Source organism: Vreelandella jeotgali Hwa, assembly GCF_000334215.1.
Taxonomy (GTDB): domain Bacteria; phylum Pseudomonadota; class Gammaproteobacteria; order Pseudomonadales; family Halomonadaceae; genus Vreelandella; species Vreelandella jeotgali.
In genome coordinates this window covers 133393-157359 of record NZ_AMQY01000018.1, presented here as the reverse complement: position 1 = coordinate 157359, position 23967 = coordinate 133393, and the positions used below count along the sequence as shown (strand labels likewise).

Sequence of the window (23967 nt, the reverse complement as noted above, 5' to 3'; positions counted from 1 at the left end):
AAATAACGCTTCTCATTTACTTGAGGCTAAATAGCGAAATTGATCGATAGCTGACCAATTTAAATAACCTCTAGCTATCGGTTATTTCTATTCTATTCCGAAGTGTGATTGATAGTGCGGAGCAAGGCGACCAAACGCTGACCTAATTGAGAACCGTTCTAGTTATGCGATAGCCCTACCCCGGCACCGCGTTGCGGTGCGCACTTTTATCACCGCCCGCATTGGGCGATGCTTTACGCGCGGATGGGTAACCGGTTTTATAGCCGGCCCGGTTAGCGGACGAGCGGGAATGGCTTGCAGCGCTCTGTTGTCGCCTCGCCTGATGGCACTTCCCGGCAACTTTTTCCTGCAACTTTGGTCGTGATATGCCGCGTTTATCGACATGCCGTGTCATTATAGGCAGGCATTGACAGCATCGGCACCGGCGCTGGTGCGGCATTTTGTATGGCGAAGGAGATACATTCATGTTCAACGAGGCCCTGGCTAACGAGCGTTGCCGCTGGCCCCAATGGCGCGACAAGCTGCGTACTCCGCAAGAGGCAGCCGCGCTGATCAAGGACGGCATGACGGTAGGGATGAGCGGCTTTACCCGAGCGGGCGAAGCCAAGGAAGTGCCTCGTGCGCTGGCCGAGCGGGCCGGCAACGAGCCGCTGTCGATCACCCTGATGACCGGCGCCTCGCTGGGCAATGACCTCGACCGTATGTTGACCGAGGCCAACGCGCTGTCGCGGCGGATGCCGTTCCAGGTCGACGCCACGCTGCGCCGCGCGATCAACGACGGCAGCGTGATGTTCATGGACCAGCATCTGTCCGAAACGGTGGAGCTGCTGCGCAACCGCCAGCTGGCCAATATGGATGTCGCGGTCATCGAAGCCTGCGCTATCACCGAAGACGGCTACATTGTGCCGACCACTTCCGTGGGCAACTCGGCCAGCTATGCGATATTGGCGGACAAGGTCATCATCGAGCTGAATCTGGATTCGCCCGCCGCGCTGGAAGGGATGCACGACATCTATATCCCCCAGATGCGTCCCACGCGCACGCCGATCCCCGTGGTCGCGGCGGATTCGCGCATCGGCACGCCGCACATTCCCATCGACTCCGAGAGCATCGAGGCCATCGTCGTCACCCAGGGCCACGACAGCCCGTCGACGGTACTGCCGCCGGATGCCGATACCAGGTCCATCGCCGATCATCTGATCAGCTTCTTTGCCGATGAAGTCCGCGACGGCCGCCTGACGCCGTCGCTGCTGCCGTTGCAGGCCGGCATTGGCAGCATGGCCAACGCCGTCATGAGCGGGCTCGCCGAGGGTCCCTTCGAGCACCTCAGCATGTATTCCGAAGTGCTTCAGGACTCCACTTTCGACCTGCTCGACAGCGGCAAGCTGGACTTTGCCTCGGGCTGCTCGATTACCCTGTCCGAAGATTGCGGTAAGCGCGTTTGGGAGAACCTCGACCACTATCGCGATCGGCTGGTGCTGCGTCCGCAGGAGCTGTCCAACCATCCGGGTATCGTGCGCCGGCTGGGTATTATTTCGATCAATACCGCGCTGGAGATGGATATCTACGGCAACGTCAACTCGACCCACGTTGGCGGTACCAAAATGATGAACGGCATCGGCGGTTCCGGGGATTTTGCCCGCAACGCCCAGCTGTCGGTGTTTGTCAGCAAGTCGCTGGCCAAGGGCGGCGATATTTCCAGCATCGTTCCCTTTGTCAGCCATGTGGATCACACCGAGCACGACGTTGACGTCCTGGTGACCGAGCACGGCCTGGCCGATCTGCGTGGTCTGGCGCCGCGCGAGCGCGCTGTTGAAGTGATCGAAAAATGCGTCGCACCGATATACCGCCCGGCGCTGCGCGACTACTTCAGCGAAGCCTGCCAGCGCGGCGGGCACACCCCGCACTGTCTGGAACAGGCCCTTGCCTGGCATATCGCCATGGAAAAGGAAGGCAATATGCGTCGCTTCCAGTACGTGGAAAAAGCTCAGGCCATCGGTTAGCGCCGGGTTTCAGCGGCGTGGCGGGCTATCCCGCAGGCACATCGCTCAAGCGCTGCGAGTGTTCGGGCGAGTGACGATGAACAGCGCCACGCCGCTGAAGAGAACCGCGAGTGCGGCCAGTAGCCAGGGATGTGCATTGCCCACCCAAAGGATGACAAAGCTCAGGGTCAGCAGGAGACAGGCGGTGACCTTGGCGCGGAACGGAATCGCACGTTCCTCACGCCAGGCGCAGAGGTAGGGGCCAAAACGCGGATGGCCCTGCAACCAGCCGGCAAGCCGGGGCGACCCCTTGGTGGCTGCCCAGAGTGCCAGCAGGAGAAACGGCGTGGTGGGCAATAGCGGCAGCACAATGCCGGCGGTGCCAAGGCCGATAAACAGGTAAGCCAGTGTGCACCAGACGAGAGCGGGAATACGCATACCGGGCCTCCTCGAATCGGCCATGCCTCAGACGCCGGCAAGCCAGGAAAGCGCGCTGTGTTGTAGGGCGGCTCCGAGTATATAGGCAAATACCGCGACCGCAGCAACAGCAAATGCCGCGCGGATAGCCGGCGTTGCGCCGCGCTTGATCGCCACCGTACCCAGCACGATATACACCACCAGCGCCACTATCTTGGCCGTGAGCCAGCCCGGCAGCGGCCAGAAATTCAGCATCACGGCAAGCGCCACCCCCAGCGCCAGCAGCGCCGTATCAATAATGTGCGGCGCAATCCTGACCCAGCGTGCCTTCAGCATGCTGCTGCCGTTGACCGACCAGAACGCCCGCCAGATAAAAAAGGCCAGGCTCAGGCAGGCTGCGGTGATGTGCAGGTGTTTAACGACGGTATAGCTTTCCATGAGTGATGGATCCCGATTCAGGCGTATCAGTCAGCGTGCGCGCCGGGCGAAGTCGGTCTAGCCGTCCTTGCCGTCCGGCCGGGCGCGCAGCAGGGGAACGGCATAATACAGGATATAAACCAGATAGCTGATACACCACGCCAGAATCACCAGGCTGTAAACCCAGTGACTGGACTGCGGATACAGCCACAGCCATACCGAACGCATCAGCGCCGCGAACAGCATCAGCGCCAGTGCCACGCCGATCCCCGGCAGGGTCCGGATGGTCCGCCCGGTATGCCCCAGCGACACCCGCGACATCATCGAGAGCATCATGGTGCCCATACCGCCGATGGCCAGCGCGTGCAGCGCGGTTTCCACCCGCTGACCGCCCGCGTGCTCAACGGCCCACATGATCAGCCCCAGCGGAATGAAGGCATAGCTGGCATGTAGCCCCCAGAGCAGCGGCTCGTGACGGATATTGTGGTGATACCAGCGTGACAGCCGCCAGGCGTTGGCCGTGCCGGCCAACAGCAGCATGGGCAGCAGCATTGCGTGGGCCGCTCCGACGCCAGCCGCGGAGAGAATCTGCAGCAGGAGCACGGCGATGACGCTCCCCAGGCTGGCCGTTTCGAGCCAGGGCAGCCGTTCAGGCTGGCTGATGCCGAGTTTGCGCGAGGTAAAAAACGGAATGACCCGCCCGCCGAGAAACACCATCAGGAGGGTAATCAACAGCATGGCCGAATGGCTGGCTTCACGCAGCAGGGTGCCATTGCTCCACTGTGCGCCCAGGTGCATGGCGACGTTGGTGCCCGCCAGCGCCAGCAGCAGCGGAACAAAGCCCAGGTTGCGCCACATGCGCACGGCCAGCACGCGCCGCGCCATGGCCAGCGCGACCAGAGGGAGAAAGGCCACATCGACCACCAGCAGCAACATCGGCGGCAGCGTATTGCCGTAGGCCAGCAGCAGCCTGCCGGCCAGCCAGAGTGTTGCCAGGCCGAACAGCGGCCAGCCTTTCAGCCCGGGCTGCCCCGTCCAGTTTTGCACCGCGGTCATCAGAAAACCGGTGATAATCGCGCTGCCGAAGCCGATCAGCATCTCGTGGGGGTGCCACCAGAGCATGCCGCCGTAGGGCGACAGCCAGAGGTTGCCGTTCCAGAAGGCCAGCCATACCAGCATGGCCAGCACGCTGAATAGCGCGCCCAGCAGGAAAAACGGACGAAAGGCCAGACGCATGAGCGGGACATGATGCTTCAGGGAGGTATCCTGCATGGGGCAATTCCTGACGGTTTTACTCGGGTTTGCCCAGCATACGAAAAATGCATCTGAAATGCATGACCTGCGTCAACGTGTTGCAGCCATGCCCCCGGTTCGCGTTGGGCATTGCCCGGGAGCGAACAACGTCGCGGGCGGTTTTCGTATCCGCGCATGGTGATGGCTACAGATATGGCTGAAAGACCCCGCGCCGTCTCCGGCGCGGGGCCTACGTCATGGATGCCGGGGGCGCGACCGGATCATGAGGTAACGGCCCGCATGCGGCGGCGGAGCAGGGGGCCGACGATATACGGCAGAATAATGCCCAGCCCGGCAAGCGCCCAAAGGCTGATGGCCAGCCCGCTGCCCCAGAGGATCGTCCAGTCGCCGTTGGACACATCCAGCGCATGGCGCAGGTTCTTTTCCATTTCCGGGCCCAGCAGCAGGCCGAGGATGACCGGTACCAGAGGGATTTCCAGCTTGCGCAGCACATAGCCGCCAACGCCGAAGGCCACCATGAAGTACAGGTCGAAGGTGGTGTTGCTGATCGAGTAAATGCCGACAAAGGCCACCATGGTGACAACCGGCAGCAGGTACTTCGGCGGTACCGACAGCAGCTTGACGAAAATGCCCACCAGCGGAATGTTCAACAGCAGCAGCAGGAAGTTACCGATGAGCAGCGCGGCAATCACGCCCCAGACGATGTCGGCGTTTTGCGTGAACATCAGCGGCCCGGGGGTAATATTCAGCGAGATGAGCAGTGCCAGCAGAACGGCTGTCGTGCCGCTGCCGGGTACGCCCAGCGTCAGCATGGGCACCAGAGCCCCGCTGGACGCGCCGTTGTTACCCGCTTCGGGGCCGGCTACGCCGCGCGGATCGCCTTCGCCGAAGTAGCCTTTCCGGCCTACCAGGCGTTTTTCCAGGGTATAGCCGATAAAGCTGCCCAGCGAGGCGCCGGCACCGGGCAGTACGCCGGCGATGAAGCCGAGGACGCCGCCGCGCAGGCTCGACGGAATGATGCCTTTTATATCGCTGAAGGAAAGCGACAGCTTGTTGACCGTCATGCCGGGGGTGTCGCCGCTGGCGCGTGCCTCGATAAAGAAGAGCAGCTCCGATATGGCGAAGAGCCCCACAATCGCAATAATAAAGTCCACCCCCTCGTACAGCTCCAGCACCCCGAAGGTAAAGCGCTGCACGCCGGTGTTATCGATTCCGACGGTGGCAATCATCAGGCCGATGCAGGCGGCGACGATGGTCTTGACGGGGTTCTTGCCGGTAATGCCGCCCAGGGTGGCGAAAGCCAGCAAAAAGAGAGCAAAGTACTCGGCGGGGCCGAAGGTCAGAGCAAATTTGGCGAGCAGCGGTGCCAGCAGTATCAGCCCGACGGTAGCCACCAGACTGCCGATAAACGACGCCACGGCGGATACTGCCAGGGCTTCGGCCGCCTTGCCCCGACGCGCCATGGGGTAGCCGTCCAGGCAGGTCATCATGGCCGGTTCGTCGCCGGGGATGTTGAGCAGGATGGAGGAAATCCGCCCGCCGTACATCGCGCCGGCGTAGACCGACGTCAGCATGATCAGTGCCGTTTCCGGCTCCAGCCCCAGTGAAAACGCCAGCGGGATCAGGATAGCGACACCGTTGGCGGGCCCCAGCCCGGGTAGCGCCCCGATCAGCGTGCCCAGAAAGGCCCCCAGCAGGGCAAACATGAGGTTGTGCGGTGCCAGCGCAACGCTGAAACCGTCCATCAGATAGCCGAGTGTCTCCATCAGCCCACCTCCAGGAAGTCCAGAAGACCCAGCGGCAATGCCAGATCCAGCGCAAAGTTGAACAGCAGAAAGACCACAACGCCGGCTATCAGGCCGGTGAGGTAGGCCGATAGCGGCGTTGCCCCCATGCGCCAGCACAGCGTGCCCACGGCCAGCGTCGTGCTGATGATAAAGCCCAGCGGGGCCAGCAGCAGGGCATACAGCACCAACACCACCACGGCAATGATCAGCTCGATGCCGGTACGGCTCAGCGGCCAGGCGTTATCCGGATCCGGACGTACTACCAGATAGAGGCTCGACAGCCCCAGAACCCCGGCCAGCAAGAGCGGAAAGGTCTCGGGGCCAACGGCCCCGGAGCCGCCAAACGGCTCCGGAAGCTGCGTGGCGCCCTGGCCGTAGGCCACCGCCAGGGCGATCAGCAAAATGCCGAGAATACGGTCATTGAGCCGGCTCATTTCACCAGCCCGATTTCCCGGGAGAGCTGTTCGATGTCATCGATCTGGTCGTGCACGAAGCGGTCAAACTCCTCGGCGCTCATGTGGAACGGCATCAGACCGTTCTGGGTCATGACGTCTTTCCACTTGTCGCTTTCGTAGATGGTGTCCATGGCGTCGACCCAGTATTCCCGAGCGTCGTCCGAGATGCCGGCCGGCATGTAAAAGCCGCGCCAGTTGGGGCCAAGAGCGTCAATGCCCTGTTCACGCGCGGTGGGAATATCGCTGAATTCGCCGGGCAGGCGGTCTTCCGAGAGTACCGCCAGGATGCGCAGGTCACCGGATTCCATAAAGCCGCGGGCTTCGGAAGTATCCCCGGTAAAGGCGTCAACGTGGCCGCCGACGACCTGAGTCATGGCTTCGCCCCCGTTGTTGTACGACAGATAGGGGATGCTCGGCAGCTTTTCGACATCGGCGGCCTTTGCCGCAATGAGTACCTTCAGGTGGTCCCAGCCACCCTTGGCGCTGCCGCCGGCAAACTTGACGTTGCGCGGGTCCTTGCGCAGGGCGTCCATCAGATCGGGCAGGTCGTCATACGGCGAATCGTCCGCTACGGCAATCACGCCGTAATCCGCTCCCAGTGCGCCGACCCAGTTCACCATGTCGGCACTCATGCCGGGAAACTGTTCCTGCGCCAGGCGGGTTGTGGTCGCCGTGGAGGCCGCTACCAGCGTCTGGTCGTCGCCTTCGCGCTTGCTCACGGTATGGGCATAGGCAACGCCGCCGCCGGCACCGGCCATGTTGGTGGTCTGTACGCTGCGTGGCACCAGATCCAGCGTCTCCATCACGTCACCGACGCTGCGGCAGGTGAAGTCCCAGCCGCCACCCGGATCGGCGGGCGCGATACACTCCACCTTGCCCTCGGGTTCAAAGGCCATCAGTCCGCTGCTGCCGACGGCCAGCATGGCTGATGCCATCAGCACCAGCGGCGCTTTGCGGCCGATACCCCGGAACGCTGATTTCTTCGCTGTAACAGGCATGGAATGGTTCTCCTGGTTGTACTGCTGTTTGCAGAGTTTGTTGTCAGAGTTCGTTGACACAGTTCGTTGTCAGAGTTCGCTGTCCAACGTTGCTGCGCTCGATCGAGCGCGGGGTTTAACCTTACAGTTCTGTAAGGTAGAATCATCGTTCTTCAGGGTGAAAGTTAAGTGGGATAATCGACCCGGTCAACATGCTGAGCCGCTGCCTAAACCAAAGTTGTAGGCAGGGTGTTGCGTGGTGCTCGGGAGCATTGCGTAAAAGCCGACTCGTAAACACAAGCTCATAAAAACAGACTTGTAAAAACAGGCCCGCAAAGCCAGGCCTGAAAAGCAGGGCCGCAAACAGGGAGGCCAACCAACATGGCGCAGGACAGGGTCGAAGCCGTCGAACGTGCGTTGACGGTGATGGACGTTTTCGACAGCGGCGAGGGTTACAGTCTGGCGGCGCTGGCTGGGCATACCGGCTTTTACAAAAGCACTCTGTTGCGTCTGCTGGGGTCGCTGGCGCGTTTTGGCTATGTGTGCCGGACAGAAGACGGTCGCTGGCAGCTGGGGGAGACCCCCGCTCGACTTGCCCGACGCTATGCCGGCGGGCAGGGCCTGCTGGTGCGGGTCGAGCCCTGTCTGACGGCGCTGGCTGAACAGCTGGGCGAAACCGCATCGCTTGTTGAAGCCACACCCCGGGGCGCCGAATGTCGCCTGGCGGTACTTCCCGACCAGGCGTTGCGCCATGATCTGTATGCGGGAATGCAGTGGGCATGCGAGACGCCGGACAGCCCTTGCCCGGTGATTCCGGGAGGCGTCATGCTGAGCGTGGCGCTGCCACAGAGCCGGCCCAAGCGCTGGCTGACCCTGTCCGGTCCGGCAGGGCGGGTACCCGAGACCCGGGCGCTGGCGCTGCTCGAGGAAGCCGTCGCCCGCCTGACGGCCGATGATCAACCCGGCAGCGCGTCGACGACTGCCTGATAATGCCGAGGGCTCTGCCGTGAACATCGTGCTGATTGAAGACGACGCCATGCTCGCCCGGACGCTCGACGAGCTGCTGCGTGCCGAAGGGCACAGCATCGAGCACCTCGATCACGGTGACCGGGCCATGACGTTGCTGGCGCCGCCGCGCGCCGGTGATGCCGGACATGACGCGGACCTGGTGGTGCTGGACCTGAATTTGCCCGGGGCCGGCGGGCTGGACGTGCTCGCGGCGCTGCGACGCCACGATACGCACACGCCGGTGCTGATTCTGACGGCGCGTGACGGGGTCGAGGACCGCGTGCGCGGGCTGGACCTGGGCGCCGATGACTACCTGGCCAAGCCCTTTGCCCTGAGCGAGCTGGAAGCCCGCGTGCGGGCGCTGTTGCGCCGGCGTGGACGCAGCGGTCCGGTGACGTTCGGGCCGCTCGAATTCGATAGCACCACGCTGTCGTTTCGCTGCCACGGGGAGCCGTTGGCGCTGCCCGGCCGCGAGCAGCGCCTGCTGGCCTGCCTGCTTCACCACGCCGGCCGGCCGGTCGCAAAGGCGCGTCTGGTCCAGGAGGCGTTCGGAGCCGACAACGTCGGCGATAACGCCGTGGAAGTGTATATCCATCGCTTGCGCAAGCGCCTGCCCGAGCCGCTGGTGCTGCGCACCGTGCGCGGGCTGGGGTATGTACTGGATACCCGCTCGTGACGCCGGCCAAAAGCCTTTACGGGCGGCTGCTGGTCTGGCTGTCGCTGCCTCTGATTGCGCTGGGTAGCCTGCTGTTTACCCAGGCATGGCGGGATTCCCGAGCGGCGGCGGACCATGCGTTTGACCGCCTGCTGCAGGCGGCCACGCTGAGCATAGCCGAGCAGGTCCAGTGGCAGGATGATGAGCTGTGGCTGGATCTGCCGCCGGCCGCCCTGCAAATGCTCTCGGGCCGGGATCAGGAGCGCGTGTTTTATACCCTGGTCGATGACAGTGGCCGCTATATTACCGGCAATGCGCGACTGCCTGCCTACGCCGGGTCGCGTTCGCCGGAAGCGGATACGGTGGTCTATCAGGACGTCCAGTGGCTGGGCATGACCGTGCGCGAAGGCATACGCCCCACGCGGCTGGAAGGGTGGCAGAACCGCGAGCGCTTTACCGTCCGCGTTGCGCATACCCGTGAAGGGCGCCAGCGGCTTGCCGGTGACCTCTGGTGGAACAGTCTTGCGGCCATTCTGGGGATGGGATTGCTGTCGCTGGCGTTGCTGTTGCTGGCCGTCCGCGCGGCGCTGGCGCCGCTGACCCGCTTGCGCCACGCCATCCGCTCGCGCCACCCCCGCTCGCTGTCGCCGTTGACCCTGATCCTGCCGGGGGAGCTGGCCGAGCTGCGCGACGTTATCAACCAGCTGCTGGCCAGAATGCGCCGCGTGCGCACCAACCAGGAACGCTTTATCGGTGATGCGTCGCACCAGCTGCGTACGCCGCTGGCGGGGATATCCGCGCGTGCCGAGCTGGCGCTGCGTCAGGACTCTCCCGAGCAGTGGCATGAGGCCCTGAGCACCATACAGATGACCAGTGAACGCACCGGGCGCCTGGCCACCCAGCTACTCTCACTGACGCGGCTGGATAATCCGGAATACGCGCCGGCACCCGAACGTCTCGACCTCAATGGCCACGCGCGTCAGGCGCTGCACGAGCACTGGCCGGCATTTCATCAGGCGCAGGTTGATCTGGGGCTGGACAGCGCCGACCAGCCGGTCACGGTGAAGGCCACGCCCTGGCTGCTGGACGAAGCCCTGAACAACCTGCTGGATAACGCCCGGCGCTACGGCGCCGACCGCGTTACCGTACGAACCCTGAGCGCGCCGCCGGCTATCCAGGTGGAGGATAACGGCGTGGGCATTGCGCCGGCGCAGCGGCGGCTGGCCCTGCGGCCCTTCCATCGGCTATACGACGACCCCGGCGGCTCGGGGTTGGGGCTTGCCATTGTCGACAGCATTGCCCGGCATCACGGCGCCCGACTGGTATTGGATGACAGCGAACAAGGAGCCGGCCTGTGTGTAACGCTAAGTTTTGCCAACGCCGCGGAATAAGGCATCGGGTTCTGGGCCGGCTGCTGGCCCTCTGGGTGCTGGCGTGGAGTCACGCGGCCGGCGCCGATGAGGCCCAAACGCTGCATCTGCCGGCCGCCGATCCCATGTCGCCCTCCCGCTCGTTGGCGATCCATGCAGCGCTGGATATGCCCCAGGCCACGCCCCTGATCAAGGCGTTTCACCGGCATTATCCGCAAATTGACGTGCGCTATCGCAACATGAGCACGTTGGAACTCTACCAGGGATTCCTGCGCGACCCGCAGGGTGTCGACGTGGTGATCTCTTCGGCCATGCCCTGGCAGTTTTCGCTGGCCAACGACGGCCATGCCCGCGCGCTGGCGCCGAAAACGCTGGATCACTGGCCGGAATGGGCGCAATGGCGCCGCGAGCTGGTGGCGTTTACCTTCGAGCCGGTGGTCATGGTGTATCACCGGAAGCTTACGGATGTGGCCAAGCCGCCGACCAACCATGCCCGGCTGCTGAGTCTGTTACAGGAGCATCAGGACCGGCTGCGGGGGCGGGTAGCCACCTATGATCCGGCGGAAAGCGGGGCAGGCTACAGCTACGCCATGGAAGACGCCCGGCTGTCGCCGCGTTACCGCGAGTTGGTGGCGGCGCTGGGAGGCGTGAAAGCCAACCTGGAAACCACCACCTCACGGATGCTGGAAGGGCTGGCCAGCGGGCGCTACTGGCTGGGCTATAATCTGCTGGGCAGCTACGCCAGAGCCTTTGTTGATCGGCATCCTCAGCTGGAGTACGTGATTCCCGACGACTATGCCCTTGTTGTACAGCGCCTGGCGTTCATCGCCGATGAGGCGCCCCATCCACAAGCGGCCGAACGGTTCATGCGTTTTCTGGTAAGTCGCCGGGGGCAGCAGGTTATCGATCGCGACACCACCCTGGGCGCCGTGCACCCGGCGGTGGTCGACCGATCCGCGCAGCAGCGAGCGTCATCCCATAGCGCCCTCCGGCCCATGGAGCTTGATCCGCAGCTGCTGGCTGCGCTGGACCGCCTCAAGCGCCGAGCGCTGTTATCGCGCTGGCAGCGTGCTTTTCAGCAGGGGAAAGCGTCTCCGGCAATCGCGGAATAACCTTGTATAGATTTCGCGCATTGTTTGTATAGGGTAAAATAAATATGTAAAAGGATTGGTGAGCGTTAGTATGATGACTCAGCCGTTTCAATCGGCAAAAACGTGATAAATGTCAAAAATCATCGTTTACAAAATTCCATACTGAAACACCATGAGGACACAGTCCGTTGCGATATAGCGGCTGTGAACATGGCGATACGGACTCCCCGTTCCTGTCACGATAAAGCCCTTCCGGAGATACTGATGCTTGCCCACCAACGCGAAGCGCGTCTTGTTGACGCCATGATGCAGCACACCCTGTGCATCACCTTTACTCCCGAGGGGCTGGTGACCCACGCCAGCCGGCCGTTCATGGATGCGCTTGGCTATCAGTGGGACGAGATCAAGGGGCAGCACCACCGCATTTTCTGTACCCCCGAGGATGTCAGCTCGGCCGACTATCAGGCATTCTGGAAAACGCTCCGCGCCGGTCATGCGCAGTCGGGTACCTTTTGCCGCCTGAATCGCAACGGTGAAGAGACCTGGCTTGAGGCGCATTATTTCCCGGTAACCAACCGTCGCGGCAAGGTGACCGAAATCGTCAAGGTGGCCAACGATGTCACCGCCGAGCATCAGCGCGCCTCCTCCCGGCAGGCTATTCTTCAGGCGCTGGAACAGTCCATGGCGGTGATCGAATTTCATCCCGACGGCACCATCATGCACGCCAATCAGAACTTTCTGGATGCGGTGGGCTATCGGATGAGCGACCTCGCAGGCCAGCATCACCGCATGCTGTGTACCGAGGCGTTTTACCGCGAGCACCCGGATTTCTGGGACCGCCTGGCCAGCGATGAATACCGCAAGGGACGCTTCGAGCGGATAACCTCTCGGGGAGAAAGCATCTGGCTGGAAGCCACGTATAACCCAGTGAAGGATGACCGCGGGCGAGTGGTGAAAGTCGTCAAGTTTGCTTCCGACGTAACCGATGAAGTGGAGCAGGCAAAAGCCGCCAGTCGTGCCGTGGAATCCGCTCGGGCAACGTCGACCCAGACCACGGAAATTGCCGCCAACGGCCTGACGCACCTGCAGAACGTGGTCTCCGGGGCGCAGAAAACCGCCAACGAGGTCGATGCCGCCCGGCAGATGATGGCAACGCTGCGCGAGCAGGCGACCAATATCAATCAGATTACCGGCGCGATTTCGCGGATTGCTTCGCAGACCAATCTGCTGTCGCTCAACGCGGCGGTGGAAGCGGCTCGCGCCGGCGAGCAGGGCAAGGGATTTTCCGTGGTGGCCAGCGAGGTGCGGAGCCTGGCGAACAGTGCCAGCGAGTCGGCGCGGCAGATCAACGAGGTTCTGACGGAAAACCAGAACCTCACGGCCAGCGCGGCGACCAAGATGAACGACGTGGTGGAAGTCAGCCAGCAGAGTCAGACGCACATCAACGACATTGAAAGTATTGTCAATGAAATTCTGACCGGTGCCCGCGACGTTTCACAATCCATTGATCAGCTGGCATCCTGATGTTCAACGACCGTGACTGATCGACGTCCGTTATCCGGCTCGGCTGTTTAGATCAGTTGTCCAGCTCGGTTTTCCAGGACCGATGATTGCCCGATCGCTGATTGGCGGAGGCTTCATGGCATCAGCATTGACGTTATTGTATGTCTATTATGACGGCGCCTGCCCGATATGCCGGCGCGACCGAGCGCGCTATGAACGCTGGGCGGGCGAGACCGGCGACTCGGTAAAATGGTGCGACCTCAACCAGTACGGCGAGCATTTGCGTGCCATCGGCGTCGACCCGAATGTCGCGCTGATGTCGCTGCACCTGGAAGATGAAAACGGCCATTTGTATGACGGCATCGACGCCTACGTACTGCTGATGCAGCGCGTACCGCGCTTGCGGCCGGCCGCTTTTTTGATGGGTCTGCCCGGCGTCAAGGGCGTGCTCACCGTTTTGTACCGTCGCTGGGTCCGCCGGCGGCTCAGGCGCGAAGGCCGCTTGCCCGATTAGTCCTCGCCCTTGCCGTGACCGCTCGGCTTGCCGCTATCTCCCAGACGTTCCCCCATCTGCACTTTGGCGCCGGCGGTAAAATCGTCAAACGACACCGGGCTGGCGCTGCACATCACTACCGTGGACCCGAGTTTGAAACGCCCCAGCTCCGCCCCTTTTTCCAGCCGAATCGGCTGATCCAGACGGGTACGCTGGGGCGTGCCGGCAAGCGGGGTGACCTGCCCGGCCCAGACGGTTTCAATCGCAGCGACGATCATCGCTCCCACCAGCACCACCGCCAGCGGGCCATGCTCGGTATCAAAAAGGCACACCAGTCGCTCGTTGCGCGCAAAAAGCCCCGGCACGTGTTCAGCCGTTGCCTGATTGACCGAGAACAGCCGCCCGGGCACGTAGATCGTCTCGCGCAGGGTGCCGCTAACCGGCATGTGAACGCGGTGATAGTCCCGCGGCGAGAGGTACACCGTGGCAAAGCTGCCGCCGGTGAAGGTTTCCGCCAGCGCCGCATCTCCGCCCAGCAGCGCTCGAACGGAAAAACGCTGCCCCTTGGCTTGAATCAGCTCGCCGGCGGCAATGCGCCCGTAGCGCGACAGCGCGCCGTCGGCGGGGCTGGTGATGCCTTCACCGATGGGCCGAGCGCCGTGTTTCAGCGCCCGGGTGAAAAAGTCGTTGAAGCTGGCGTAGGCGCGGTAATCCGGCTCCAGCGCCTCGCGCATGTCGACGTTGAAGCGCCGGATAAAGGCGCTGATCAGGGCGTTTTTCAGCCCTACTGTGCGGCACTCGGCAAGGCTGCCTACAAGCCGTGAAAGGGCGTGGTGGGGCAGCGGGTATTGCATCAGCGCAAAGGCTTTTCGGGAAAGCGTCACGGGCGTTGGTTCCACTATTGGGCAGGCGTTAATTTGAGTAGGCGCTGGTTCAGGCAGACGCCAGGCGGCCATTGCCCTGGCGGGTTTCTCGGCGTCGGAGACAGGGCAGCAGGGGCGCTATCTCCGACGCCAGTGCGGATGGATCAGGTTTCAATCGGCGTATCGTCGCGGTTGCCCCATTCGCCCCAGGAGCCGGCATAGCCACGAATGTTCAGGCCCAGCGCACGGCCGACCAGCCAGGTGAAGGCGCTGCGGTGATGCCCCTGACAGTGGGTGGCAATTTCCATGTCCGGGGTGATGCCCATGGCCTCGAGCTCGGTGATCATTTCCGCATAGCCGCGCATGCGCAGGTCCCGCGCCGGGTCCATGGCGTTGACCCACTCCATGTTGACGGCACCGGGAATGTGGCCCAGGTGCTTGTTGTTGCCTTTTTCGCCGTTATATTCCGCCGGTGAGCGGGCATCCCAGATGGCGAAATCCCTGTCGTCCAGCCGCTCCTTGATCTCATCGCCGGTAATACGCGTATCGGGATGGAGAATGTCGGCGCGGTAGTTGGACGGCGTGGGCGCGGTCGGCTCGGTGCTTTGCTCGAAGCCGTCGGCGCGCCAGGCGTGAATGCCGCCGTTGAGATAGGAGTAGCGCGTATGGCCGATCAGCTCCAGCGTCCACAGCAGCCGCGCGGCAAAGCCGCCGCCCTCGTCATCGTAGGCCACAACGTGGGTATCCCGGGTCAGCCCCAGGGCGCTGAACAGGGCGGACAGAGTCTCGACGTCCGGCGCGTCGCTGGGAATCGGCGCATGCCCGTGCATCAGGCGCCGGCCTTCCAGAAAGACGGCGCCCGGGACATGGCCCCGGCTGTAGCTGCCGGGGTCCTTGGGGACGTCAACAATCAGCAGCTGAGGGTCGTCAAGGTGGGCGTGTAGCGTTTCCGGCTCGACGATCAGCGGCAGCTGGTTGGTTTCAGAGCTCTGTTGCGGGGTGTTCATGGCAGTTCCTGGTTGGCAAATCGGGAGTTAGCGGGACCTTTCCAGGCTGGCGAGAATCCGCCGGTAGCTGGCAAAGCGCTCTGGGTGGATGGTGCCTGCCTCCACGGCGGCAAGTAAAGCACAGCCCGGCTCACTTTGGTGGCGGCAGTCGCGAAAGCGGCAGCGGCCCAGGTAGGGGCGAAACTCGACAAACCCGGCGGTCACGGTGTCGGCATCCAGGTGTGTCAGGCCGAACTCGCGGATGCCGGGGGAGTCGATGAGCACGCCGCCTTCGGCCTCGGGCATGGCGTAAAGCCGGGCGGTGGTGGTGGTGTGGGTGCCCGTGCGCGACTCCTCGGACAGCGCGCCGATACGCAGGGTTTCGTCGGGCAACAGGCGATCAATCAGCGAAGATTTGCCCACCCCGCTTTGCCCGACCAGTACCGAGGTGCGCCCGGCCAGCTGCCGGTGCAGCGCACCCAGCCCGCCCGGCCGTGCCGTGGTGGCGTTGACCACCGGATAGCCGAGCGCCCGATAGCGCTCCAGAAGCTGGCCCGGCTCGCCGCCGTCGTCGGGCAGCAGGTCGCTTTTATTGAGTACCAGCACCGGGGCAATGCCGGTTGCCTCGGCGGCGACCAGGTAGCGGTCGATGAGATTGGCGTAGGGCACGGGCTCCACGGCAAACACGATGAGAATTTGATCCACGTTGGCCGCCACGGGCTTCAGCCTGCCCTGAAAATCCGGGCGGGAGAGCACGCTGTCGCGTTCGGTGGCGGCGACCACCACGCCGGAGCCGTCCTCGCCCTCGCGCCAGATCACCACGTCGCCGGTGACCAGCCCCTGGAGGTTGGCGCGCAGGTGGCAGCGCACCGCCGCACCGCTTTGGCTGCGTACTTCCACGGTGCGGCCAAAGTGCGCGATGATGCGGCCGCTTTGCTCGGCGCCGTACTCGCCGGCAGCGAGCTGCTCGGCCTCTTTGGCCTGGTGTTTGGCGGCGCGCTTTTCGCGCTCGGCCTGGATCTTTTCCACGCGCCAGCGCTGCTGGCGAGTCAGTTTGCGTTTGCTCATGGCCACCTGTTGAAGGAGTAAAAGGCTGTGGGCGGGCATCGCTGCCGCGCCCGCTAGTGTAACGGGTTTGACGCTACGGCGTGATGGATTTACCCGCGTTGAACCCGCCCATCGGACAAGGCCGCTTGCGCGCGAGGCCAAAGCCGTCACAATGACGCCATTTACCCGCAATGTTACGACAAACTGGAGCCGCCATGAGCGATGCACCGCGCAAGGATCTACTCATCTGGATCGATCTGGAAATGACCGGGCTGGACCCGAACAGGGAGCGCATTATCGAGGTGGCTACGCTGGTGACCGATAGTCAACTCAACACCGTGGCGGAAGGGCCGGTGATTGCGGTGAAACAGCCCGATAGCCTGCTGGAGCAGATGGACGACTGGAACCGCAAGACCCACGGCGACTCCGGGCTGGTCAAACGCGTTCAGGAAAGCACCGCAAGCCCGGCCGAAGCCGAGGCGCAGACGCTGGCATTTTTGCGCGAATACGTCGCGCCGGGCACCTCGCCCATGTGCGGCAACAGCATTCACCAGGATCGACGCTTTCTGGAGCGGGAAATGCCCGAGCTCTGGGCGTTTTTCCACTACCGCAACCTGGACGTGTCCACGATCAAGGAGCTGATCAAGCGCTGGAACCCTGACGCGGCCAAAGGCTTTCAAAAGCGCAATGTCCACCTGGCAATGGACGACATCAAGGAGTCCATCGAGGAGCTGGCCCACTACCGCAAGACCTTCTTGAAGACGTCGTGAGGTGAAAACGCCGTGAGGTGAAAGCGGCCGACTAACCGGCGGTGGCGATGCGCCGGGCGGCCTTGTCGCGCTGTTCGGCCAGCGCCCAGGCGACGTGCTCGCGTACCAGCTCGCTGGGATAGGCGCGCCGGGCCATCAGGGCCGCCTCCACGGCCTCGCTGTAGGGGGCGTTGCCCAGCGCCACGGCGATGTTGCGCAGCCAGCGTACATAGCCGATGCGGCGAATGGCGCTGCCGGCGGTTTTATCCAGAAACTCCTGCTCGCCCCAGGCGAATAGCGTCAGCAGCTCGGCGCATTCGAGGTCGTGGCGGGGGTAGAAGTCGTCTTCCCGAGTGGGGTTGGCAAAGCGGGTGAAGGGGCAGAACAGCTGGCAGTCGTCGCAGCCGTAGATGCGGTTGCCCATGGCGCGGCGGTGCTCTTCGGGGATCGCGCCGTGCAGCTCGATGGTGAGATACGAGATGCACTTGCGTGCGTCCACCACGCCGTCGTCGACGATGGCGCCGGTAGGGCAGGCGACCTGGCAGCTGTTGCAGCTGCCGCAGTGGTCGCGGGCGAACGGGGCATCCACGGGCAGCGGCAGGTCGGTGTAAAGCTCGCCGAGAAAGAACAGCGAGCCGGCTTTGGGGTTGAGCAGCATGGCGTTCTTGCCAAACCAGCCGAGGCCGGCCTTCTGCGCCAGCGCCCGTTCCATGACCGGGGCGGAGTCGACGAAGGCGCGGTAGCCGATTGTGCCCACGCGCTCCTCGATACGTTTGGCCAGCGCGGCCAGGCGCTTGCGCATCAGCTTGTGGTAGTCCCGGCCCAACGCGTAGCGCGACACATAGGCGCTTTCGGGCCGCCTGAGCACTTCGATACTGGCCATATCTTCGGGCAGGTAGTCCATGCGCACGCTGATGACTCGGACGGTACCGGGCTCCAGCTCGGCGGGGCGGGTGCGTTTGGTCCCGTGTTTGGCCATGAAGCCCATTTCGCCCTGGTAGCCCTGGTCCAGCCAGGCGTTCAGGTGAGCCTCGTGGTCGCCGCCGGGGCCTTGGGTCAGGTCGGTGTCGGTAATGCCGACCTGCTGAAAACCCAGGTCGTCGCCCCAGTCCTTGATCTCGCGCGCCAGGTCGGCCAGCTCGCACGTTGAAAGCGGCGGCGTCGCCGGGGTCGCGGTGTCATTATGCGGGGGAACGGAAGCGGTCATGGCGGGTCAGGTCAGGGAGGAAGCAGGGAGAAAACGGCTGCCATGCTAACGTACAAGCGGCGCCTATCGAAATACGGCGCCCCGGCTGATGCCTTTTTCGTACCTGCGATTTACCACTGCTATTTACCGACAGCGGTTTAGCACTGCTACCGGCAATGAGGATACGCCTGTGACTCTTGATGCCCTGCGTCCCCTGTATACCGCCCGCCAGGTCGGCAAGCTTGACCGGCGTACCATGGCTGCCGGCATTGAAGGCTTCGCCCTGATGCAGCGCGCTGCTTTCAGCGCCTGGCAGGTATTCCACGAGCGCTGGCCCGACGCACGTTCGCTGAGCGTACTCTGCGGCGGGGGCCACAACGGCGGCGACGGCTATATTATTGCCGCTCTGGCGGCTCAGGCCGGGCTGTCGGTGGAGTGTCTGGCGCTCAAGCCGGTCGCCGAACTTGACGGCGACGCGGCGCGGGCGTCGGCCACGGCCGAAGCGGCGGGCGTCGACCTTATTTCCTGGCACAACGATGCGCGTATGGCGGGCGATGTTGTGGTCGATGCCATGCTCGGCACCGGGCTGTCGGGCGAGGTGAAGGGCGCGTACGGCCGGGCCATTGATGCCGTCAACCGCGCGGGCAAACCGGTATTGTCGGTGGATATTCCCTCGGGGCTGGCCGCCGACACCGGGGCGATGCTGGGCAGGGCTGTTCACGCCGACGCCACGGTGACCTTTATCGGCGACAAGCTGGGGCTGCATACCGGCCAGGCGCCGGCCCATACCGGTGAGATGGTGTTTTGCCCGCTGGGCGTTAATGCCCGGGCGTTTTTCGATATTGTGCCGCGGGGCGTGCTTCTGCACGAGCAGCAGCTGGCCGGGGCGCTGGCGCCGCGTCGGCGCACCGCGCACAAGGGCGAGATGGGGCATGTGCTGGTGCTGGGTGGCGCACCCGGCATGGGCGGGGCGGCGCTGATCGCTTCTCAAACCGCCGCGCGTCTGGGGGCCGGCAGAGTGAGTCTGGCTACTGCGCCGGCGCATGTGAGCGCCAGCCTGACCCGCTGCCCGGAAGTCATGGCCCACGGGGTGCGCGGCGGCGCCGATGTGGCTGAACTGATCAACCGGAGCAGCGTGATCGTCGTAGGCCCCGGCATCGGCCAGGGCGCCTGGGGCCAGGCGATGCTGGGCGCCGCGCTGGAAAGTCGCAAGCCCCTGGTGGTGGATGCCGATGCGTTGAACCTGGTGGCCAGCCGCTTTACCCGCGAGCAGCGCGATGACTGGGTGCTGACGCCGCACCCCGGCGAGGCCGGCCGTTTGCTGGGTATCAGCGCCGCCGAGGTAGAGGCTGATCGCCCCGCAGCGGTAGAGGCGTTGCGGCAGCGCTACGGCGGCAGCGTGGTGCTCAAGGGCGCAGGCAGCCTGGTCGCCGGCTCCGGCGGTCTGGCGGTTTGCCCCTACGGCAACCCGGGCATGGCCAGCGGCGGTATGGGCGATGCGCTTGCCGGCATGCTGGGCGCCTTGGCGGGCCAGTTCGGCATGCAGGATGACACCGTCCGCACCGGCGTGCTGGTTCATGCGCTGGCGGCGAACATGGCCGCCAACGATCAGGGGGAACGTGGTTTGCTGGCGAGTGATCTGGCATCCTGTGCGCGCCGGCTGATTAATCCCCGCTCAGCCTGATATCGCTACTGACTCGATACAACTGACTCGATACGACTCACTCGACGACGAACGCGATTACTTCCAACCGCAACAAGGTACGACCCGCCATGCAGGTGACACTTTCCGATGAAACAGGGCAGGTTGCGTTGGGCGAAGCCCTGGGCCGTCTTTTCCAGGGGCGTGGGCGCCTTTATCTGCACGGCGATCTGGGCGCAGGCAAGACCACGTTGACGCGGGGTATACTCCGCGCTCATGGCCACCGGGGCGCGGTGAAAAGCCCCACCTATACACTGGTTGAGCCCTACGAGCTCAATGGGCAGCGGGTTTACCATCTGGATTTATACCGCCTGGGCGATCCGGAAGAGCTGGAGTTCATCGGCGGGCGCGACCTGCTCGCCGATGACGCCCTGTGCGTGGTGGAGTGGCCCGGCCGGGGAGAGGGCTGGCTGCCGCCGGCGGACGTCAACCTGAGCCTTGAAGTGGCGGGGAGCGGTCGCCGCGCCTGCATCCGGAGTGCCAGCCCCCGCGGCCAGGCGTTATTGGCCGAGCTTGATGACGTCTGGGGCGATGCCGGGAGCGGCGCGTGATGGCGGCAGGCAGCGGCAAGTACGGGCTGCGTCGGGCGGTGGTCGCGGCGGTGGCGTGTGTCGGTCTGTTGGCCGCTGGCGCCTCAACCGCCGCCACGGTGGACAGCATGCGCCTGTGGGCGGCACCGGACCACGCCCGGCTGGTGTTTGACCTGTCCCAACCTGCCGAGGCCGACGTGTTTTCTCTGGCATCGCCGTCGCGTCTGGTGATTGACCTGGCCGACAGCGACCTGGAGGCAGATGTTGACAGTCTGCCGCTCGACGATAGCGCGATTTCGGCGGTGCGCACCGGGGTGCGCGACGGCGATGACCTGCGCGTGGTGCTGGAGCTGAATCGCGAAGTCGAGCCGCGCAACTTCAGCCTGGCGCCCAACGAGGAATACGGCCACCGCCTGGTGGTGGATCTGGAATACCCCGGCGAAAGCGCAGTGGAAAATCCCATTGATCCCATCGAGTCGATGATCCGCGAGCAGGAAATCGCCGCCGAGCGGGCCCATACCAAGGCCCGGGCGCTGGGCGAAGAACCCGACGATGTCGCGGTGGCCGACAAGGCCGAGCCGCATCCCAGGCGCGATATCATTATCGCGGTGGATGCCGGCCACGGCGGTGAAGACGCCGGCGCAACCGGCCCCGCCGGGACTCGTGAGAAGGATGTGGTGCTCGAGATTAGCCAGCGGCTGGCCGCCCGCATCAATGCCGCCGAAGGCTTCAAGGCGGTGATGATCCGCGATGGCGATTACTACCTGGGACTGCGCCAGCGCACCCGGCTGGCTCGGGAGCAGAAGGTCGATTTTTTCGTCTCCATTCACGCCGATGCGTTCAACAGCCCCCGGCCCAAGGGCAGCTCGGTCTATGCGCTGTCCCAGCGCGGGGCCACCTCGGAAACCGCCCAGTGGCTGGCCGACAGCGAAAACCGCTCGGACCTGGTCGGCGGCGTGGAGGGCGGCCTGTCTCTCGACGACAAGGACCAGGTATTGCGCGGCGTGCTGCTGGATCTGACCATGACCGCCACGCTCAACGATTCGCTGACCATTGGCGGCCAGGTACTGGACCAGCTGTCGCAGATTAACGACCTGCACAAGTCCCGGGTTGAGCAGGCCGGTTTTGTCGTGCTGAAATCGCCGGATATCCCCTCGCTGCTGGTGGAAACCGGCTTTATATCCAACCCGGCGGAAGAAAAGCGCCTTGGCTCTCCGTCGCATCAGGATAGCCTCGCCAGGGCGGTATTCACCGGCGTACGCAAGCACTTTGCCCGGCATCCGCCGCCGGCCAGCCTGCTGGCCTGGCAGCAGGACCACGAGCGCCGGCCGGGCAGCGACGAATACCGCATCGAATCCGGCGATACGCTTTCGACCATCGCCGCCGACCAGGGCGTGCCGGTCAGCCGGCTGCGCGAGGCCAACGAGCTCAATGGCGATGTGATCCGTGTGGGGCAGGTGCTGCGTATTCCCGGATCGTGACGCGGCTGGCGGCCAGGCGTTATCCCCGGGTCGCCGAGGGGCTTCGGCGACGGTTCCGATCATCGGCTCTGGAGGTATGTGTTGGAGACTAACGAGGCGGTGACGCCGAAGATTCAGGTACTCGCGCCGCGCCTGGCCAACCAGATTGCCGCCGGGGAAGTGGTAGAGCGCCCGGCGGCGGTCGCCAAGGAGCTGATGGAGAACGCCATCGATGCGGCGGCCCGGCGCGTTGAGGTTGACGTCGAGCAGGGCGGGGCGCGGCTGATCCGCGTGCGCGACGACGGCGTGGGCATCGCCGAAGGCGACATGGCGCTGGCGCTGTCGCGCCATGCCACCAGCAAGATCGAGGATCTGGACGACCTGGAGGGCGTCAGCTCGCTGGGCTTTCGCGGCGAGGCGTTGGCGTCCATCAGCTCGGTATCGCGTCTCGCGCTGACGTCCAATGCGCTGGACGATCCGCGCAACGGCTACCGCGTTACCGCCGAAGGCCGAGGCATGGAGGCCCGGGTGGCACCCGCGCCGCATCCGCGCGGAACCAGCGTGGAAGTGCGCGACCTGTTCTTCAACACTCCGGCACGGCGCAAGTTCCTGCGCACCGAAAAAACCGAATTTGCCCACCTGGAAGAGGCGTTTCGTCGCCAGGCGCTGTCGCGCTATGACCTGGCCTGGACGCTGCGCCACAACCATAAAACCGTGCATCAGCTGCCGCCGGGGGATTCCCCGGCGGCCCGGGAGCGGCGGATTGCGTCGCTGCTGGGTAAAACCTTTATCGAACATGCCCGCTACATCGAGCGCCAGGTCGGTGAGCTGCGCCTGTCCGGCTGGGTCGGGCTGCCCACGCATTCGCGTCGTCAGGCCGATCAGCAGTATTTTTTCGTCAACGGCCGGGTGGTGCGCGATCGGCTGGTGGCGCATGCGGTGCGCCAGGCCTACCGCGATGTGCTGTACAACGGCCGACATCCGGTATTTGTTCTGTACCTTGACGTTGACCCCGACGTGGTGGATGTCAACGTTCACCCCACCAAGCATGAGGTGCGCTTTCGCGACGGGCGCACGGTGCATGACTTCCTCTTCTCCAGCCTGCATCGCTGCCTGGCCGATACTCGGCCGGATTCATCGGAAGATGAGGTCGCCGAGACGGCGGCATACGCGGCAGCGGGCGATGACCAGGCGGAAGCTCATGCCACGCCGGCCGACAGCGGTCGTCTCGAGCAGCAGGGTATGGTGCTGGCGCCGAGTACGGACCGGCATCCCGGCGCGGCGCGGGTGCGGCGCTTCATGCAGGGCTATCAGGCGCTGCACCCCGACCACGAAGAGACGCTGCTGACCCCGCGTGCGCCGGAAGGTGACAGCGCCTCGGAAGTTCGGCCTGCGCCGGTGTCCATGCCCGATCAGGATCCCGCCGCGCCGCCGCCGCTGGGCTACGCGCTGGGGCAGCTACACGGGGTTTTCATCCTGGCCGAGAACGCCGGCGGGCTGGTGGTCGTGGATATGCACGCGGCTCACGAGCGCATTGTCTACGAGCGCATGAAGCGACAGCTGGACGATACCGGCATTGACGTTCAGCCGCTGCTGGTGCCGGTGTCGATGGCCGCCAGCCGCCATGAAGTGGCGATTGCCGAAAGCGAAACCGACGCTATCGAAAAGCTCGGCATCGTGCTCGATATGGCCGGGCCCGAAACGCTGCTGATCCGTCAGCTGCCGGCGCTGCTGGCCGGTGCCGACGCCGACGCTCTGGTGCGGGCCATACTGGAAGAGCTGGAACGCTACGGCCGTTCCCGCCAGGTTGAGGCGCGGATCCACGAGCTGCTTTCCACCATGGCGTGCCACGGCAGCGTACGCGCCAACCGGCGCCTGACCGTCGACGAGATGAACGCGCTGTTGCGCGACATGGAACGCACCGAGCGCAGCGACCAATGCAATCACGGCCGCCCCACCTGGACGCAGATGAACATGCAGGCGTTGGATCGGTTATTTCTACGTGGCCAGTAATCGGCCACAAGCGGCCAGTAAG

22 protein-coding genes are annotated in these 23967 nt (G+C 64.2%); 12 read left to right on the top strand and 10 right to left on the bottom strand.

Annotated elements, in window-relative coordinates:
* Positions 1 to 464: 464 nt before the first annotated feature.
* Positions 465 to 2003: a succinyl-CoA:acetate CoA-transferase ScpC gene (gene scpC, locus C793_RS0109475; RefSeq protein WP_017430706.1), complete on the top strand. Its 1539-nt coding sequence runs from the start codon at positions 465 to 467 to the stop codon at positions 2001 to 2003.
* A 45-nt stretch (positions 2004 to 2048) separates the two neighbouring features.
* Here scpC and C793_RS0109470 read toward each other — a convergent pair whose 3' ends face one another.
* The 6 genes from C793_RS0109470 to C793_RS0109445 form a co-directional block, all read right to left on the bottom strand.
* Positions 2049 to 2420 carry a YbaN family protein gene (locus C793_RS0109470; protein ID WP_017430705.1) on the bottom strand — a complete coding sequence of 124 codons (372 nt, stop codon included), beginning with the start codon at positions 2418 to 2420 and terminating at the stop codon, positions 2049 to 2051.
* A gap of 27 nt (positions 2421 to 2447) precedes the next feature.
* On the bottom strand, positions 2448 to 2837 hold the full coding sequence (locus C793_RS0109465) for a SirB2 family protein (protein WP_017430704.1): 390 nt from the start codon (positions 2835 to 2837) through the stop codon (positions 2448 to 2450).
* Between the two features lie 57 nt (positions 2838 to 2894).
* Positions 2895 to 4088 (bottom strand): NnrS family protein, encoded by a 1194-nt coding sequence (locus C793_RS0109460; protein WP_017430703.1) that lies wholly within the window; start codon positions 4086 to 4088, stop codon positions 2895 to 2897.
* 242 nt (positions 4089 to 4330) lie between these two features.
* Positions 4331 to 5836 (bottom strand): tripartite tricarboxylate transporter permease, encoded by a 1506-nt coding sequence (locus C793_RS0109455; protein WP_017430702.1) that lies wholly within the window; start codon positions 5834 to 5836, stop codon positions 4331 to 4333.
* Positions 5836 to 6291, bottom strand: coding sequence for a tripartite tricarboxylate transporter TctB family protein (locus tag C793_RS0109450; RefSeq protein WP_017430701.1), 456 nt, complete (start codon positions 6289 to 6291; stop codon positions 5836 to 5838). Before C793_RS0109450 ends, C793_RS0109455 begins: the two co-directional genes overlap by 1 nt.
* Positions 6288 to 7310, bottom strand: a complete 1023-nt coding sequence (locus C793_RS0109445) for a Bug family tripartite tricarboxylate transporter substrate binding protein (protein WP_017430700.1) — start codon at positions 7308 to 7310, stop codon at positions 6288 to 6290. The genes C793_RS0109450 and C793_RS0109445 overlap by 4 nt, the downstream gene beginning before the upstream one ends.
* Positions 7311 to 7670: 360 nt before the next feature.
* On the opposite strand from C793_RS0109445, the gene C793_RS0109440 reads away from it, so the two are divergent.
* The 6 genes from C793_RS0109440 (at position 7671) to C793_RS0109415 (ending at position 13430) form a co-directional block, all read left to right on the top strand.
* The gene (locus C793_RS0109440) at positions 7671 to 8276 is read left to right on the top strand and encodes a helix-turn-helix domain-containing protein (RefSeq protein ID WP_017430699.1); all 606 of its coding nucleotides are present in this window, start codon (positions 7671 to 7673) and stop codon (positions 8274 to 8276) included.
* Positions 8277 to 8295: 19 nt separating this feature from the next.
* The gene (locus C793_RS0109435) at positions 8296 to 8973 is read left to right on the top strand and encodes a response regulator transcription factor (RefSeq protein ID WP_026106218.1); all 678 of its coding nucleotides are present in this window, start codon (positions 8296 to 8298) and stop codon (positions 8971 to 8973) included.
* The gene (locus C793_RS0109430) at positions 8970 to 10343 is read left to right on the top strand and encodes a sensor histidine kinase (protein WP_017430697.1); all 1374 of its coding nucleotides are present in this window, start codon (positions 8970 to 8972) and stop codon (positions 10341 to 10343) included. Before C793_RS0109435 ends, C793_RS0109430 begins: the two co-directional genes overlap by 4 nt.
* Positions 10307 to 11434: an ABC transporter substrate-binding protein gene (locus C793_RS0109425; RefSeq protein ID WP_245550213.1), complete on the top strand. Its 1128-nt coding sequence runs from the start codon at positions 10307 to 10309 to the stop codon at positions 11432 to 11434. The genes C793_RS0109430 and C793_RS0109425 overlap by 37 nt, the downstream gene beginning before the upstream one ends.
* A 243-nt stretch (positions 11435 to 11677) precedes the next feature.
* Positions 11678 to 12937, top strand: a complete 1260-nt coding sequence (locus C793_RS0109420) for a methyl-accepting chemotaxis protein (RefSeq protein WP_017430695.1) — start codon at positions 11678 to 11680, stop codon at positions 12935 to 12937.
* A gap of 115 nt (positions 12938 to 13052) precedes the next feature.
* A complete protein-coding gene (locus C793_RS0109415) occupies positions 13053 to 13430 on the top strand; it encodes a thiol-disulfide oxidoreductase DCC family protein (RefSeq protein WP_026106217.1) in 378 nt (125 codons plus the stop codon).
* Here the strand turns inward: C793_RS0109415 and asd are convergent.
* The 3 genes from asd to rsgA all read right to left on the bottom strand — a co-directional run bounded on the left by asd (position 13427) and on the right by rsgA (position 16326).
* Positions 13427 to 14293 (bottom strand): archaetidylserine decarboxylase, encoded by an 867-nt coding sequence (gene asd / locus C793_RS13735; RefSeq protein WP_017430693.1) that lies wholly within the window; start codon positions 14291 to 14293, stop codon positions 13427 to 13429. The two genes, C793_RS0109415 and asd, sit on opposite strands and share 4 nt — an antisense overlap.
* A gap of 143 nt (positions 14294 to 14436) precedes the next feature.
* The gene (locus C793_RS0109405; RefSeq protein ID WP_017430692.1) at positions 14437 to 15279 is read right to left on the bottom strand and encodes a sulfurtransferase; all 843 of its coding nucleotides are present in this window, start codon (positions 15277 to 15279) and stop codon (positions 14437 to 14439) included.
* 27 nt (positions 15280 to 15306) lie between these two features.
* Positions 15307 to 16326, bottom strand: coding sequence for a small ribosomal subunit biogenesis GTPase RsgA (rsgA, locus tag C793_RS0109400; RefSeq protein ID WP_017430691.1), 1020 nt, complete (start codon positions 16324 to 16326; stop codon positions 15307 to 15309).
* A gap of 194 nt (positions 16327 to 16520) precedes the next feature.
* Between rsgA and orn the strand changes: the two genes are divergently transcribed.
* Positions 16521 to 17075, top strand: a complete 555-nt coding sequence (gene orn, locus C793_RS0109395) for an oligoribonuclease (protein ID WP_017430690.1) — start codon at positions 16521 to 16523, stop codon at positions 17073 to 17075.
* Positions 17076 to 17106: 31 nt separating this feature from the next.
* Here the strand turns inward: orn and queG are convergent, their stop codons facing one another.
* A complete protein-coding gene (gene queG / locus C793_RS0109390) occupies positions 17107 to 18261 on the bottom strand; it encodes a tRNA epoxyqueuosine(34) reductase QueG (protein WP_017430689.1) in 1155 nt (384 codons plus the stop codon).
* A gap of 169 nt (positions 18262 to 18430) precedes the next feature.
* Between queG and C793_RS0109385 the strand changes: the two genes are divergently transcribed.
* The 4 genes from C793_RS0109385 to mutL all read left to right on the top strand — a co-directional run bounded on the left by C793_RS0109385 (position 18431) and on the right by mutL (position 23945).
* Positions 18431 to 19924, top strand: coding sequence for a bifunctional ADP-dependent NAD(P)H-hydrate dehydratase/NAD(P)H-hydrate epimerase (locus C793_RS0109385; RefSeq protein ID WP_017430688.1), 1494 nt, complete (start codon positions 18431 to 18433; stop codon positions 19922 to 19924).
* A gap of 89 nt (positions 19925 to 20013) precedes the next feature.
* Complete coding sequence (tsaE, locus tag C793_RS0109380) at positions 20014 to 20493, top strand: tRNA (adenosine(37)-N6)-threonylcarbamoyltransferase complex ATPase subunit type 1 TsaE (RefSeq protein ID WP_017430687.1); 480 nt, start codon at positions 20014 to 20016, stop codon at positions 20491 to 20493.
* On the top strand, positions 20493 to 21953 hold the full coding sequence (locus C793_RS0109375; RefSeq protein WP_017430686.1) for an N-acetylmuramoyl-L-alanine amidase: 1461 nt from the start codon (positions 20493 to 20495) through the stop codon (positions 21951 to 21953). Before tsaE ends, C793_RS0109375 begins: the two co-directional genes overlap by 1 nt.
* 81 nt (positions 21954 to 22034) lie before the next feature.
* On the top strand, positions 22035 to 23945 hold the full coding sequence (gene mutL / locus C793_RS0109370) for a DNA mismatch repair endonuclease MutL (protein WP_017430685.1): 1911 nt from the start codon (positions 22035 to 22037) through the stop codon (positions 23943 to 23945).
* Positions 23946 to 23967: the final 22 nt, after the last annotated feature.